Below are 12,838 nucleotides of genomic sequence, written 5' to 3'. Positions count from 1 at the left end.
TCAGAAAAAGCTATAAAACCCCCGCCCCCAGAGCTTCAATGGCGGGGCTTTCAGCGCTTTTAGTTTTATAACGCCTGAGGAATTCAGGCTGGAAGATGCACATACGGATCACGCTGCGATATTCGCCATTAACAAAGAACTCGTCTTTTAATTCGGCTTCGACTTCAAATCCTAATTTGTTGTAAATATGGATTGCCTTGTCATTTTCTTTATCGACAATCAGGTACAACTTATAAAGATTGAGTACGGAAAAAGCGTAATCCATTGCCAGACGAGCGGCTTCACTGGCGAAACCTTGCCCCTGATGATTCGGATCGATAATGATTTGAAATTCAGCCCGGCGGTGAATATGGTTGATCTCAACCAGTTCGACCAGCCCCACGCGGGTATTTTGGAATTCAGTAACAAAACGACGTTCGCTTTGATCATGAATATGCTTGGCGTAAAGATCTTCCAACTCGACATAGGCTTCATAAGGTTCTTCGAACCAGTAGCGCATGACATTGGCGTTGTTATCGAGGCGGTGTACAAACACCAGGTCGTCTTTTTCCAATGGACGGAGTCTGATGCGGCTAGAGCTGAACATACATTTCCTTAATGTTCTATTTAACTTAACGAGTAGTGTTATTGATTTCAGTAAAAACTGTTGGTATCGGCAGGAGTCACTGACTTGCAGAATGTGCTGTCTGGCAGCATAAACAACTATAAAAACGTATTTGACTGAATATTTCACGATTGTAGCGCGTTTTTTAATCTTTTTGTAGCGTGGCGTCGTTGAACCAGCGTTTGGGGAGGGTAACGGAAACAACATTGGTGAAAAGTGGGAAGTGGGCAATAAAAAAACCGGCCTGAGCCAGTTTTAGAAATTTTTCAAAGATTAGAAAGCGATTACTCCGCGGCGTATCCCTGAGCAGGCACCGCTTGCCCATCAAGCATCGGTTGACCGTCTTGCAGAGTCAGGCGACCATCAACGAACCAACTGATGACCAGCGGATAAATATTGTGTTCCTGAGTTTGCACGCGCTCGTTAAGATCTTCAGCAGTATCTTCTTCAAATACCGGGACTTTTGCTTGCAAAATAACCGGTCCGCCGTCAAGTTCCCGAGTGACAAAGTGCACTGAGGTACCGTGTTCGGCATCCTGATTGTCGATAGCTTTCTGGTGGGTGTGTAATCCAGGATACTTCGGCAACAGGGAAGGGTGGATGTTTAGCATACGGCCGGCGTAACGATCGACAAACTCGGAGCCAAGAATACGCATATAGCCTGCAAGCACCAACAGATCGGGCTGATAGGCGTCGATCTCTTCAGCAAGTGCCGCATCAAAGGCCGCACGATCGGCATAAGATTTCGGATCTAACGCGTGGGCGGGAATTCCAGCCGCCTGGGCGCGTTCAAGGCCATAAGCCGACGCTTTATTGCTGAAAACGGCACTGAGTTTGGCGTTGACTCTTCCCTGCTCGCAGGAATCGATCAACGCCTGAAGGTTGCTTCCTGCACCAGAGATTAAAACTACAATCCTTTTCATTTTACCTTCTTTTACCTTCGCTCTTGACGCTGTAGCGGCGTTAGCTTCACTTGTTCACCCGAATCACTGACCATTGTCAGCTCATCGGGATTCACTCACTTGCCGCCTTGCTACAGCGCCAATAACTCGGTAAAGGTGCTGTAACGGCGTTACCTTCGCTCTTGACGCTGTAGCGGCGTTAGCTTCACTTGTTCACCCGAATCACTGACCGGTGTCAGCTCATCGGGATTCACTCACTTGCCGCCTTGCTACAGCGCCAATAATGTAGATAAAACGCTGTAGCCTTTGTATTACTTGATAAAAAGCAATTACTTAATAATAACGCGTTCTTCTGAGTCGGAAGCTTTGATGCTACCGATAACCCAGGCTTTCTCGCCGTTATCATTGAGCAGGGCGATAGCTTCATCAGCCAACTCCGCCGGCAGTGCGATCAGCATGCCCACGCCGCAGTTGAATGTGCGGTACATTTCGTGGCTGCTGACGTTGCCGTTCTGCTGCAACCAGCCGAACACGTCCGGCCATTTCCAGCTTGATTCATCGATAATTGCCTGAGTGTTGTCTGGCAATACGCGAGGAATGTTTTCCCAGAAGCCGCCGCCGGTCAGGTGACAGATTGCATGAACCTCAACGTTTTCAATCAGTTTAAGGATTGATTTTACATAGATTTTGGTTGGTTCGAGCAGGTGGTCGGCCAAAGGTTTGCCCGCCAGATCGGTGGTCAAAGGATCGGCCTTGCTGACTTCCAGAATTTTGCGAACCAGTGAGTAGCCGTTTGAGTGCGGGCCACTTGACGCCAGCGCAACCAGAACGTCGCCGTCCTGCACTTTGCTGCCATCGATAATTTCTGATTTCTCAACCACGCCAACGCAGAAACCTGCGACGTCGTAATCATCGCCGTGGTACATGCCCGGCATTTCTGCGGTTTCACCACCAACCAGTGAACAGCCAGACTGCAGGCAGCCTTCGGCAATACCGGTGATGACGCTGGCTGCGGTATCCACATCCAGTTTGCCTGTCGCGTAGTAATCCAGGAAGAACAGCGGCTCTGCGCCCTGTACCACCAGATCATTTACACACATAGCGACCAAATCGATACCAATGGTATCGTGGCGTTTTAAATCCATTGCCAGACGCAGCTTGGTGCCAACGCCGTCGGTTCCCGAAACCAGCACGGGTTCACGATATTTTTGCGGAAGCGCGCACAGGGCACCAAAACCACCCAGTCCGCCCATGACTTCAGGACGACGAGTCTGTTTTACTACACCTTTAATGCGGTCTACCAATGCGTTACCTGCATCGATGTCCACACCTGCGTCTTTATAGCTGAGAGAGGTCTTTTCGGTCACTGCGGAATCCCCACGACGTATGCGTTTTGTGGTTGTTGAAAATGGCGCGGGCTAATTCTAACAGCGCAGGCAAACGTTTGCGAGAGGTCTCGTTATGTTTCTCTATCTATACTCAAATTACCCTGAAAAAAGCTTAACCGGTCGCTAACTGCAAATCCATTGATCCGTATCAGTCTATTGGCGCTGGCGTTGAAAATAAAAGGCGTTATAATCACGCGATTTTTTTGGTCAGCAAGCCTTAGGAGAGAGAGAAAATGAAGATCGTTGAAGTGAAACACCCGCTGGTAAAACACAAGCTGGGACTGATGCGTGAAAATGACATCAGCACAAAACGCTTTCGCGAACTGGCTTCTGAGGTAGGTAGCTTACTGACCTATGAAGCAACCGCAGATCTGGAAACCGAAAAAGTGACCATCGAAGGTTGGAACGGTCCGGTTCAGGTTGATCAGATTAAAGGTAAGAAGATAACCGTGGTGCCAATCCTGCGCGCCGGTCTGGGCATGATGGAAGGCGTGCTGGAGCACGTACCAAGTGCGCGCATCAGCGTTGTTGGTGTTTACCGTGATGAAGAAACGTTACAACCGGTGCCATACTTCCAGAAACTCGCTTCTAATATAGAAGAGCGCATGGCGTTGGTGGTTGACCCGATGCTGGCAACGGGCGGCTCAATGATCGCCACTATCGACCTGTTGAAGAAAGCGGGCTGCCAGAGCATTAAAGTTCTGGTGCTGGTTGCCGCGCCAGAGGGCATTGCTGCGTTGGAGAAAGCGCACCCGGAAGTCGAGCTGTACACTGCCTCTATCGATCAGGGGTTGAACGACAAGGGATATATCATCCCGGGCCTGGGTGATGCAGGCGATAAGATATTTGGTACTAAATAAGCAATAGCCGACTGAGAAGTCGGCTTTTTTTTGATTTTTACTCGTCATACTTCAAGTTGCAGATGCATTGGCCGCGCTCGTTCGCCCCTGTCACATAGTTATCTATGCTCTCAGGGCCTCACAGGCTTGCCGCCTTCCTGTAATTCGAACTATTTAGAGTAATTATTTGATTATAAGGTAAATTTATGACGCGACGAGTCATTGGGGTAAGCGAACGCCTGCCACTGTTGCAAACAATTCCCCTGAGCTTACAGCACCTTTTTGCCATGTTTGGCGCTACCGTGCTGGTGCCTATTCTTTTTAAAATTAATCCGGCGACGGTGTTGCTGTTCAACGGCATTGGCACCTTGCTGTACCTTTATATCTGTAAAGGCAAAATCCCGGCCTATCTCGGTTCGAGCTTTGCGTTTATTTCTCCGGTATTGCTGTTGTTGCCAATGGGCTACGAGGCGGCGCTGGGCGGATTTATCGTCTGCGGCGTGTTGTTCTGCATCGTCGGGCTTATCGTCAAAAAAGCCGGGATAGGCTGGATCAACGTGATGTTCCCACCTGCGGCGATGGGTGCCATTGTGGCGGTTATCGGCCTTGAATTAGCGGGCGTGGCGGCGAACATGGCCGGATTGCTGCCTGCCGATGGCACCTCGGCCGATAGCACCACGGTAACTATCTCCGTGGTGACGCTGGCAGTTACCGTGCTCGGTTCTGTGCTGTTTCGCGGTTTTCTGGCCATTATCCCGATCCTCATCGGCGTGCTGGTCGGCTACGCGCTGTCCTACTTTATGGGCGTGGTAGACGTCTCGGCGATAGAAAAGGCTCACTGGTTTGCCTTGCCGACCTTTTACACCCCGCGTTTCGAGTGGGTAGCAATTCTGACCATTTTACCAGCCGCCCTGGTGGTTATCGCCGAACACGTCGGGCATTTAGTGGTTACCGCCAACATCGTCAAAAAGGATCTGCTGCGTGACCCCGGTCTGCACCGCTCGATGCTGGCCAATGGTTTGTCTACCGTGCTGTCTGGCTTTTTCGGATCCACGCCAAACACGACTTATGGTGAAAATATCGGCGTCATGGCAATAACCAAGGTCTACAGCACCTGGGTTATCGGCGGCGCGGCGATTTTGGCTATCCTGCTTTCTTGCTGCGGCAAACTGGCCGCTGCCATCCAGGCTGTACCGGTTCCGGTGATGGGCGGCGTTTCCCTGCTGCTTTACGGCGTGATTGGCGCTTCGGGGATCCGCGTGCTTATCGAATCAAAAGTCGATTACAACAAACCAAAGAACCTGATCCTGACTTCGGTTATCTTGATCATCGGCGTTAGTGGCGCCAAAGTTCACATCGGTGCCGCCGAGCTGAAAGGCATGGCGCTGGCAACGGTGGTAGGCGTGTTCCTGAGCCTGCTGTTTAAGCTGTTCGACGTGTTCCGCGGTGAAGAAGAGATCATTGACGTTCCAGACGAGCGCAACCCGCCAACGGTGTGATCCAGACTTTGTTAAACGATGAGTTTTTTACCGGGCAAACAGCGCGTTGCCCGGTATGTCGCCTGATTAACCCGCACTTGGCACGCCAAAAGTTCAATTCTTCGCGGATCCTATGCTAAGATTCTTCGATTAATTATTTGTCCTGATATTTTTTGTATAGACAGGTCTGATCTACGCCAGTTTGGTGAGGTACTTCTGAATACACCGGCACAGCTTTCCCTGCCACTTTATCTTCCCGACGACGAAACCTTTGCCAGTTTTTATCCGGGGGAGAACACCTCGCTGCTCTCCGCTATTCAAACTGCATTGCAGCAGGAACATGGCACCTACATTTATTTCTGGTCGCGTGAAGGCGGTGGTCGCAGCCATCTGTTGCACGCAGCCTGTGCCGAGCTTTCCCTGCGTGGTGAAGCCGTTGGCTATGTTCCGCTGGATAAGCGTGCCTATTTTGTGCCGGAAGTGTTGGACGGAATGGAGCAGCTGGCGCTGGTTTGCATCGACAATATTGAAGGTATCGCGGGTGATGAAGAATGGGAAGCGGCGGTTTTTCACCTTTATAACCGCATTCTCGAAACCGGTCGCACCCGACTGTTTATTACCGGCGATCGCCCGCCGCGCCAGCTGAATCTTGGCCTGCCCGATCTGGCTTCACGCCTTGACTGGGGGCAAATCTATCGTCTCCAGCCGCTGTCCGATGAAGAAAAACTGCAAGCCTTGCAGCTGCGATCCAAACTGCGCGGCTTCGAGCTGCCCGAGGACGTGGGGCGATTCCTGTTAAAACGCCTTGATCGCGAAATGCGCACTCTGTTTATGACTCTCGATCAGCTCGATCGCGCCTCAATCACGGCTCAGCGAAAACTCACCATCCCCTTTGTGAAAGAGACGTTGCATCTGTAGCGGTGAGTTAAAGTATTTCCAGCACTTGCTCCGGCGGACGACCCAGACGAGCCTTGCCATTCTTGACCACAATAGGGCGCTCCAGCAGGCGCGGGCTGTCTGAGATAGCCTGTAATAGCTGTTCTTCAGTCACACTTTTGTCCCCCAGATTTTTTTCTTTGTACACCTCTTCTTTAGTTCGCATCATCTCTCTGGCAGAGGAAAAGCCCAGCTTATGCTGCAACTCTTTTAGCGTGTCTAGAGACGGTGGTGTTTCCAGATAAAGAATTACGTCCGGCTTGATGCCTTTCTCTTCCAGCAGAGCCAGCGTTTCTCGGCTCTTGCTACAGCGTGGATTGTGGTAAATCGCGACGTCGTATTTCATTTTCTGCTCCTTAATGTATTGCGGCTTCCTCAGCCTTTTTCGTATTGCTGGAAGCGTTTTTGCAGTTGACGCAGCTGATCGATGCGAGCGTCGTAGCGCGCCTGATCCAGACTGCCAAGCTTTGCCAGCGAACTGGCGCTGCTCAACATACTGATTGACTGATCCAGTCGGCCAACCAGCGCCATGCTTTCTGCCCGCGCCGCTAGCTCCTGCGCTCTCAGACCCTGCTGGGCCACTGACTGCGTGAGCAAATCCCAACCGTTGGGATCGTCTGGATGAGCGTAAGTGTAACGGTAAAGTAGCCGACTGGCCTTGGCCGGCTCATTTCCTTCGACATACGCATTGGCCATATTTAACTGTAGCACGGGATCTTTGCTGGTTGGCGCGTTGGCCTTTTCCAGCCGGGCAATCGCCTGCGGGGCGTGCTGCTGGTCAATATCGATATCAGTGAGCAGATCGAGATACCACGCATTGGATGGCTCTTTCGCCAGCATTGCTTCAAGGGTTGTTCGTGCCTGATTGTAGCTTTTTGCCTTGTAGAACAGCAGGGCGCGTCCATATTTGGCGGCGTTCTGTTCGCGAATATTACCGTTACTTAGCTGATTGAGGTAATCGTCGGTCAGCGGGTGATCTTCAGTACCGTACATGCCGAGAATACGCACCTTGGCGAAGTAGAAATTCTGGGATGATTGCACCACGATGCGCGGCATTTGGCTCGCGCGGTTGCGGGCATCGGACAGGCGGCTGTCAGGCAAAGGGTGGGTTAGCAGCATTTCCGGCGGCTTACTCGAATAGCGCGACTGATCAGACAGCTTTTGCAAGAAATCTGGCATGGCTTCGGGATTAAAACCCGAGCGCTGGAGCACCTGAAGCCCGATGCGGTCCGCTTCCTCTTCATTGGCGCGGGTAAAGCTGATCATGCCCTGCTGCGTGCCCGCCAAAGTGCCGGTAAGCCCGGCCATGCCCGCCTGTGGACTGGCCATCGCCAGCAGGATGGAGCCTAATACGCCGACCCAGGTCAGAGGAGAATTACGCTTTTGGTCCTCCATCGCACGGGCAAGATGGCGCTGGGTGACGTGGGAGATTTCATGCGCCAGCACCGACGCTAGCTGGCTCTCGTTATCGGTAAAACGGAAAATCGCCGAGTGCAGCACGACATTACCGCCAAAAAAGGCGAAAGCATTAAGCTCGTCATTGTTGACGATAAAAAAGTGAAACGGAAAACGCACGGAATAGGCGTGGGATACCAGGCGATCGCCAAGCTGATTAACATACTCGTCAATCAAAGGATCGTTGATCAACGGAGCGCTACCGCGCAGTTGGCGCACATAGTAATCGCCCATTTGCAGCTCTTGATCGATAGTCAGCGTTCCACCGGCTGTGGTACCCATATCAGGAAGCATATCGGCACTGTCGGCTTGTGCGTATAGAGAAACGCCTGCGCTCAGAGTACTGACAATCAGGCCAGTCGCCACCATGCGGGTTATGAGTCTGCTCAACTTTAATTTTAGCCGCATTGCCATAATTACCTTTTTAGCCAGGATTCAGCGTAGTTCGCGCGAGTGGTTTTGCGAGACGACACGGAATTATCTTAGACATTTAGCCAGCGTAAGGCATTGAAACCCCTATCCGTGGTAAGGTTTGCGCTACAGGCTGGTTCAAATAAGGCCATCATCACCTTAACAACGATGTCCTCTATTGTAATCAAGCGTTACTACATTGGAACCACTAAGCCTGAACTATCTGCGACAAATGCGTCAGCGACAGGTTAATAGATTTTAGGAGTTAAAACTGATGCTCGAGATGTTATTGCAATGGTACCGTCGCAGATTCACTGACCCGCAGGCGATTGCGCTGCTGGCAATTCTGGTGGTCGGATTCTGTATTCTCTATTTTTGCAGCGGCATTCTTGCGCCGCTGCTGTTTGCCATCGTTTTGGCGTATTTGCTGGAATGGCCCACCGTTCGATTACAGCGCTGTGGCTGCTCGCGCACGCTGGCGGTGTGCATTGTGCTGACTATTTTCACCGGAATCGTGATGCTGCTGGTGTTTGTGATCGCGCCATTGACCTGGCAACAGGGCGTGAACCTGATGGCCGATCTGCCCAGTATGCTCAATCGCTTTTACGCGATGGCCGCGACATTGCCAAAACGCTACCCGGCGCTGGTCGATGCCGGCATTCTCGATATGATGACCGACAATCTGCGTTCGCGTATTTCAGGGGTCGGCGAGTCGGTGGTGAAATACTCTCTGGCATCGCTGGTGGGTATTCTGACGCTGTCGATTTATCTGGTGATAGTGCCGCTGATGGTGTTTTTCCTGCTCAAAGATAAAGACCAGATGCTCAGCGCCGTGCGCCGCGTACTGCCACGAGACAGAGGCCTTGCCGGAATGGTGTGGACCGAAATGAATCAGCAGATCACCAACTACATTCGCGGCAAAGTGCTGGAAATGGTCGTCGTCGGCATCGCTACCTATCTGGTGTTCTTCTTTTTGGGCATGCGTTATTCACTATTGCTGTCGGTGCTGGTTGGCTTCTCGGTGCTGATCCCCTATATCGGCGCGATGCTGGTGACCATTCCGGTGTTTGTCGTGGCGCTGTTTCAGTGGGGGATTGGTGCGGATTTCTGGACGCTGATTATTGCTTATCTGGTGGTACAGGGGCTGGACGGAAACTTGCTGGTGCCGTTACTGTTTTCAGAGGCGGTAAATCTACATCCGCTGGTGATTATTCTGGCAGTGGTGATTTTCGGCGGCCTTTGGGGATTCTGGGGCGTGTTTTTTGCGATTCCGCTGGCGACACTGGTGAAAGCGGTATATCACGCGTGGCCTGACGAGCTGGATGAAAAGCTAGAGTGAATTAACTATTTGAATTAAAAGTGAAAATAGCTTCACTATTATATAGATGTAAGTTTAGGGGGAAAAGACGACTCGTAATCAGAATCGTTTCTTCCCCCATTCCAACCTTCTGGCGCTGAAAATAACGCGGGAAGAGGGGATAATTAATTACCCGTTACATACTCTAGAACAATGTCGTGGTGATTGCTGGTCTTGAAGTCATCGAAGACTTTTTCAACTTTGCCGTTGCCGTCGAGCAGGAAGCTGATGCGGTGAATGCCGTCGTAGGTTTTACCCATGAAGGATTTCTCACCCCAAACGCCAAACGCATGCGAAACCTGGTGATCTTCATCAGACAAAAGCGTGAAGTTCAACAGCTCTTTTTCAGCGAACTTAGACAGTTTTTCTGGTTTATCCGTGCTTATTCCCAGCACTTCAACACCAGCTTCTTTCAATTGATCCATGTTATCGCGCAGGCCACAGGCTTGAACGGTGCAACCTGGGGTCATGGCCTTCGGGTAGAAATAGACCAGGACTTTCTGTCCCTGGAAGTCGGCCAGGTTAATCTGTTCGCCGTCTTGATCCGGCAAACTGAATTGCGGCGCAGTATCTCCGGCTTTCAGTGGGCTCATTTTATTCTCCATCATTTTCTCAATGCTGAGGTTAATCTGCAGGCTTTTAAACGCTATCAGGACGTCGTAATGACGTTAATACTGCCTTGTGCATTCAATTCTGTACATAGCTGATGAAACGCTTGCTCAATAATTTCTGCATCGGTGTTGGCCGGGCTATGAGCAGTGATCTGGATTGATAGTTGTGCTTCGCGACTGCCCTCGGCTGGCGTGGTCTTGGATGCAAGCTCGGCGATATTCATCTGGTGTGTGTGGAATAAATTAGTAAATCTTTCAATTAAATGCGGCGAGTCTTTCACGTCAACCTTTACCCAGACGGTCGCTGGCATCGGCGGTCGTTCAGAGGCGCTGGTTCTTTTCATTACGATCAGCAATTCGAGCTCTGCCCCTTTTTGCGGCAGCGTGGACTCGATAAGCGTGATGGCATTCCAGCTCCCGGAAAGGAACATGATAAAAGTAAATTCTTCGCCAAGCATCGCCAGTCGGCTGTCTTCGATATTACAACCGCAGCTACTTACCTGACGAGTAATGGTATTCACGATACCGGGCCTGTCGGCACCCAGCGCGGTGATAACCAAATAATGTTGTTGTTGTGGTTGTGACAAAATAGCTCTTCCCGTCATGCCCTGTTGTAAGACTTACTATCGCAGACATGAAATTTGTCTGCAAACAGAAAAAAAACCGTCCGGCAGACGGTTACGACACGTTGTTTACTTGCTTTGCCCATGTGTCAAAAGTACCATGAGTCACCTGTTTGTGGAGGGGAAGGTCAATGTTTACGGGAAGTATTGTTGCACTGGTTACGCCGATGGACGACAAAGGTGCCGTCGATCGCGCGAGTCTCAAAAAACTGATTGATTATCATGTGTCCAGTGGTACTGCGGCGATTGTTTCCGTAGGCACGACCGGTGAGTCTGCAACCTTGAACCATGATGAGCACGCTGACGTCGTTCTACAGACGCTGGATCTGGCCAATGGCCGCATTCCGGTGATTGCCGGCACGGGCGCCAATGCCACCGCTGAAGCCATCGCGTTAACCAAACGCTTTGAGAATTCTGGCGTTGTTGGCTGTCTGACGGTAACGCCTTATTACAACCGTCCGACTCAGGAAGGTCTGTTCCAGCATTTCAAAGCCATTGCCGAAAGCACTGCGCTGCCACAAATTCTCTATAACGTACCGTCTCGCACCGGCTGCGATATGCTGCCTGCGACCATCGCTCGTTTAGCAAAATTAAAAAATATTGTTGCCTGTAAAGAGGCAACAGGGAACTTAAGTCGCGTTAGCCAGATCCAAGTGCTGGTTGATGATGAAGATTTCATTCTGCTGAGTGGTGATGACTTCAGCGGTCTGGACTTCATGCAACTGGGGGGTAAAGGCGTTATTTCTGTGACCGCCAACATTGCGGCAGCAGAAATGGTCGAGCTTTGCCGTCTGGCAGCGGAAGGCAAATTTGCCGAAGCGCGCCGTTTAAATCAGCGCTTGATGCCGTTGCATCAGCATCTGTTTGTAGAAGCAAACCCAATCCCTGTGAAATGGGCCTGCAAGGCTCTGGGATTGATAGCAACCGATACAGTGCGTCTGCCAATGACGCCGCTGACCGATGCTGCTCGTCCAATAGTGGAAGATGCACTAAACAAGGCCGGTTTGCTATAACCCGAGTAGTTGGCGCGGTTGCGTTAAGTACCAAGGGGATAACACTTTTAGGGATATTTGATGACCTACTCATTAACAAAACCACGTTTTCAAAAGTCGACGTTAGCAAAGGTTATGGGTCTTTCCCTGATTATGCTGCTCGCGGCTTGCTCTAACGATTCGCACTACAAGCGAGAAGTAAACGGCAATGAAGATTACCTTCAGGCTGCACCGTTGAAAGAGCTGCAAACTCCCAGTGGCATGATTTTGCCGCTAGAGAACGGAACTTACGATGTACCGCCTGGCACCAGCAAAGGCGCGTTGGGCAAGGCTCTTGATATCCGTCCTCCATTGCAGCCTCTGGCGCTGGTCGATGGTTCACGGGCTCAATATACTGCCGATACCGGCACTGTGCTGCTGACGCAGAGCAGCGGCCTGTGGGCAAACGTAGTGACTATCGTGCAGAAAAACGGCTACAAGATTGCCAGCCGTGACGATGCCAATCAAACACTGACCACCGATATGGTGCAGTGGAACCGTAAAGATGAAGACTTCCAGTATCAGGGTCGTTATCAGATAAGCGTGACCACTCAGGGCTACCAGAATGCCTTGACGGTGAAAACGCTTGAGCTGCAGCAGAAAGGTGTAGCGGTTACTTCACCAACCGAGCAGCAGCGTTACACCGGCCAGATGCTAAACTCCATCACCGCGGGTCTGGGCCAACTGCAGCAAGAACAGCAGAATCGTCTGGACAACCGTAAACTCGGCGAGATCGACGTGCAGAGCGGCGCGGATGATACCGGCCTGCCAGTTGTGATTATCCGTGCTCCGTACGGCAATGTCTGGGAACGTCTGCCTGCCGCGCTGGCAAAAGCAGGCATGAAAGTCACCGACAGCAGCCGTCCGCAGGGTACTTTGACTGCCAAGTACTCGCCGTTGGATAGCGATGCCTGGGATGCGCTCGGCGCGAAAGATCCAGACCTGTCTTCTGGAGAATATAAACTCCAGCTCGGTGACCTGAACAACCGCAGTAGCTTGCAGTTCATTGATCCTAAAGGGCATGTTCTGTCGCAGTCGCAAAATGATGCGATGGTGGCAGTGATGCAGGCCGCGTTGAATCAAAGCGGTACCGTATCCAAGTAATACGCGAAGGGGCTACGGCCCCTTTTTGCATTTGCCGATTCATGGCGAATAGCGAATACGTGTTGATGGCAAATACGTGTTTATAGCGAATAATAGAGA

13 protein-coding genes are annotated in these 12,838 nt (G+C 51.2%); 6 read left to right on the top strand and 7 right to left on the bottom strand.

Annotated elements, in window-relative coordinates:
• Nucleotides 1–10: 10 nt before the first annotated feature.
• From speG to purM, 3 genes are all read right to left on the bottom strand, one after another.
• Nucleotides 11–586 carry a spermidine N1-acetyltransferase gene (speG, locus tag SPM24T3_RS18925; RefSeq protein ID WP_009638416.1) on the bottom strand — a complete coding sequence of 192 codons (576 nt, stop codon included), beginning with the start codon at nt 584–586 and terminating at the stop codon, nt 11–13.
• A gap of 302 nt (nt 587–888) precedes the next feature.
• Complete coding sequence (gene purN / locus SPM24T3_RS18920) at nt 889–1,527, bottom strand: phosphoribosylglycinamide formyltransferase (RefSeq protein ID WP_009638415.1); 639 nt, start codon at nt 1,525–1,527, stop codon at nt 889–891.
• Between the two features lie 308 nt (nt 1,528–1,835).
• Nucleotides 1,836–2,873 (bottom strand): phosphoribosylformylglycinamidine cyclo-ligase, encoded by a 1,038-nt coding sequence (gene purM / locus SPM24T3_RS18915; protein ID WP_009638414.1) that lies wholly within the window; start codon nt 2,871–2,873, stop codon nt 1,836–1,838.
• A gap of 254 nt (nt 2,874–3,127) precedes the next feature.
• On the opposite strand from purM, the gene upp reads away from it, so the two are divergent.
• From upp to hda, 3 genes are all read left to right on the top strand, one after another.
• A complete protein-coding gene (upp, locus tag SPM24T3_RS18910) occupies nt 3,128–3,754 on the top strand; it encodes a uracil phosphoribosyltransferase (RefSeq protein WP_009638413.1) in 627 nt (208 codons plus the stop codon).
• 185 nt (nt 3,755–3,939) lie between these two features.
• Nucleotides 3,940–5,232, top strand: coding sequence for a uracil permease (gene uraA, locus SPM24T3_RS18905; protein ID WP_009638412.1), 1,293 nt, complete (start codon nt 3,940–3,942; stop codon nt 5,230–5,232).
• Between the two features lie 195 nt (nt 5,233–5,427).
• Nucleotides 5,428–6,129: a DnaA inactivator Hda gene (gene hda / locus SPM24T3_RS18900; RefSeq protein ID WP_037379161.1), complete on the top strand. Its 702-nt coding sequence runs from the start codon at nt 5,428–5,430 to the stop codon at nt 6,127–6,129.
• Nucleotides 6,130–6,136: 7 nt separating this feature from the next.
• Here the strand turns inward: hda and arsC are convergent, their stop codons facing one another.
• Both arsC and SPM24T3_RS18890 read right to left on the bottom strand, forming a co-directional pair.
• Complete coding sequence (gene arsC, locus SPM24T3_RS18895; protein WP_009638410.1) at nt 6,137–6,493, bottom strand: arsenate reductase (glutaredoxin); 357 nt, start codon at nt 6,491–6,493, stop codon at nt 6,137–6,139.
• Nucleotides 6,494–6,522: 29 nt separating this feature from the next.
• On the bottom strand, nt 6,523–7,971 hold the full coding sequence (locus SPM24T3_RS18890; RefSeq protein WP_009638409.1) for a M48 family metallopeptidase: 1,449 nt from the start codon (nt 7,969–7,971) through the stop codon (nt 6,523–6,525).
• Between the two features lie 316 nt (nt 7,972–8,287).
• On the opposite strand from SPM24T3_RS18890, the gene SPM24T3_RS18885 reads away from it, so the two are divergent.
• Nucleotides 8,288–9,352 carry an AI-2E family transporter gene (locus SPM24T3_RS18885; protein ID WP_009638408.1) on the top strand — a complete coding sequence of 355 codons (1,065 nt, stop codon included), beginning with the start codon at nt 8,288–8,290 and terminating at the stop codon, nt 9,350–9,352.
• A 143-nt stretch (nt 9,353–9,495) separates the two neighbouring features.
• On the opposite strand, the gene bcp is transcribed toward SPM24T3_RS18885, so the two are convergent.
• Together bcp and SPM24T3_RS18875 are read right to left on the bottom strand one after the other, a co-directional pair.
• Nucleotides 9,496–9,963 (bottom strand): thioredoxin-dependent thiol peroxidase, encoded by a 468-nt coding sequence (bcp, locus tag SPM24T3_RS18880; protein ID WP_009638407.1) that lies wholly within the window; start codon nt 9,961–9,963, stop codon nt 9,496–9,498.
• Between the two features lie 56 nt (nt 9,964–10,019).
• On the bottom strand, nt 10,020–10,586 hold the full coding sequence (locus SPM24T3_RS18875) for a glycine cleavage system transcriptional repressor (protein ID WP_192807962.1): 567 nt from the start codon (nt 10,584–10,586) through the stop codon (nt 10,020–10,022).
• 149 nt (nt 10,587–10,735) lie between these two features.
• Here SPM24T3_RS18875 and dapA point away from each other — a divergent pair, with 149 nt between their 5' ends.
• Entirely contained in the window at nt 10,736–11,617 is an 882-nt protein-coding gene (gene dapA, locus SPM24T3_RS18870) for a 4-hydroxy-tetrahydrodipicolinate synthase (RefSeq protein ID WP_009638405.1), read from the top strand.
• A 60-nt stretch (nt 11,618–11,677) separates the two neighbouring features.
• On the top strand, nt 11,678–12,739 hold the full coding sequence (gene bamC / locus SPM24T3_RS18865; protein WP_009638404.1) for an outer membrane protein assembly factor BamC: 1,062 nt from the start codon (nt 11,678–11,680) through the stop codon (nt 12,737–12,739).
• The last annotated feature ends 99 nt before the right edge of the window (nt 12,740–12,838 follow it).

Source organism: Serratia sp. M24T3, assembly GCF_000257645.1.
Lineage (GTDB): Bacteria > Pseudomonadota > Gammaproteobacteria > Enterobacterales > Enterobacteriaceae > Rouxiella.
Note: the sequence above shows the minus strand (reverse complement) of the source record. Positions and strands in the feature narration are given on the sequence as shown.